The organism is Mycobacterium sp. ABE4_509 (assembly GCF_056160785.1).
Map to the genome: position 1 here is coordinate 1 of NZ_JBSWXU010000282.1, position 1,911 is coordinate 1,911.

A 1,911-nucleotide genomic window follows, 5' to 3' on the forward strand; every position below is an offset into this window, starting at 1 on the left:
ACCTCAGTGGGGGCGGTGCCACGCTCCTATCAAGTCACGCCGGCCGGTCCTTCACACCTGATGCCGACAAAACACATGCTCGCCAACCCGACGGCGGCAGGCACCCTACGAGCCAGACACCAGGTGTAAAGGATCCAACCACCGCAAGAAGCGGTGACCTCACCCTGACACTGACATCACCCTAGAACCGGGGTCGGACAGAACCGGGCAACCCGGCCGCATCCGCGGGCGCCCCGGCTGGCAGGCTGAACAGCTGTGCGCAGAACCGGTCCCTTTGCCGTCGGCGATCGCGTGCAACTCACCGATGCCAAGGGCCGGCGCTACACGATGGTGCTCAAACCGGGCGGCGAGTTCCACACCCATCGCGGCATCATCGCTCTCGACGATGTGATCGGGCTGCCCGAGGGCAGCGTGATCCGGTCGACCAACGGTGACCCGTTCCTGGTGTTGCGGCCGCTGCTCGTCGACTACGTGATGTCGATGCCGCGCGGCGCCCAGGTGGTCTACCCGAAGGACGCCGCCGCGATCGTCCACGAGGGCGACATCTTCCCGGGCGCGCGGGTGCTGGAGGCCGGCGCCGGTTCGGGTGCGCTGACCTGCTCGTTGTTGCGCGCGGTCGGCCCTGGCGGGCACGTGAGCTCCTACGAGATCCGCGAGGACCACGCCGAGCACGCGGTGCGCAACGTGACGACCTTCTTCGGTGAGCAACCCGCCAACTGGGAGCTGGTGACCGCCGACCTGAACGACTACGCGGGCCCCGAAGTCGACCGGGTGGTACTCGACATGCTGGCTCCCTGGGAGGTGCTCGACACCGTGGCCCGGGCGCTGGTGGCCGGTGGTGTGCTGATGGTCTACGTCGCCACGGTCACCCAGCTGTCCCGAACCGTCGAGGCACTGCGCGAACAACAGTGCTGGACCGAGCCGCGGGCGTGGGAGAGCATGCAGCGCGGCTGGCACGTCGTCGGACTGGCCGTGCGGCCCGAGCATTCGATGCGCGGGCACACCGCGTTCCTGATCAGTGCCCGCAAACTGGCACCCGGCGCCGTCGCACCGGTGCCCGCCCGCAAGAAGCGCCCCGCCATCTGAACCCGCCGAAATGGCATTCCAGCAGCGGTTTACTCGCACTTTTTCTGCTGGAATGCCAGTTCGGCGACAAGGGGCGCTATTCGTCGGTGCTGCGCCGCAGGCCGCGCCGAACGCTGAGCAACTCCACCTCGGGGCGCGCCGCGACCAGCCGTTCGGCCGCATCGAGGACGTCGACCACATGAGCGCGGTCACCGGAGACCAGTGCGACGCCGACCCCGGCGCGCCGGTAGAGGTCCTGCGATCCGGTCTCGGCGGCCGACACGGCGAACCGGCGGGCCAACTCGGCGATCAGCGGCCGGATGACCGAACGTTTCTCTTTGCGCGAACGCACATCGCCGAGCAGCAGGTCGAATTCCAGCCAGCCGATCCACATCGTTCAGCGTGGCGGCGTCGGCTCGGCGGGCGGCGGGTCCTCCGCAGGCGGAGGCGGCGGAGGCGGCGGTGGCGGCGCCGGTGGTGGGGGAGCGCTTCCGGCGTCCAGTTCCAACAACAGGTCGGCGGTTCGGCGGGTCAGCTGCCACGAGCCGTCGGCCGGTGCGAACTCCATCGGGAAGACGAATTCCGCGGCCTGCGGGTCGGCGGTCCTGATCACGACGGTCGCCACGATGTTGCCGGGCTCGGTCTGTGACCAGGCCAGGTCGCGGGCCTCGAAGGCCAGCGGCAGCGCGCCGTTGTCGCGCAGCGCCGCCGCGAAACGGTCCAGCCCGGCGGCTTCCCCGGCGGTGCCGTCCTCGATCAGCGTGATCTTCTGGTCACCGGGCACCGCGGGGTCGGAGAGCCGCGCCATCACATCGGTCAGCGCGGCCGCCGGCGGAAGCGGGGGGC

3 protein-coding genes are annotated in these 1,911 nt (G+C 69.9%); 1 reads left to right on the forward strand and 2 read right to left on the reverse strand.

Features of this window, described 5'->3' with window-relative positions; all coding sequences use genetic code 11:
* Positions 1–255: 255 nt before the first annotated feature.
* Positions 256–1,086, forward strand: coding sequence for a tRNA (adenine-N1)-methyltransferase (locus ACXAID_RS27935; RefSeq protein ID WP_475025410.1), 831 nt, complete (start codon positions 256–258; stop codon positions 1,084–1,086).
* Positions 1,087–1,162: 76 nt separating this feature from the next.
* Here the strand turns inward: ACXAID_RS27935 and ACXAID_RS27940 are convergent, their stop codons facing one another.
* Together ACXAID_RS27940 and lppK are read right to left on the reverse strand one after the other, a co-directional pair.
* Complete coding sequence (locus ACXAID_RS27940; RefSeq protein ID WP_475025411.1) at positions 1,163–1,459, reverse strand: DUF503 domain-containing protein; 297 nt, start codon at positions 1,457–1,459, stop codon at positions 1,163–1,165.
* Positions 1,460–1,462: 3 nt separating this feature from the next.
* A partial coding sequence (gene lppK, locus ACXAID_RS27945) for a lipoprotein LppK (RefSeq protein WP_475025412.1) occupies positions 1,463–1,911 on the reverse strand: 449 nt, incomplete at its 5' end.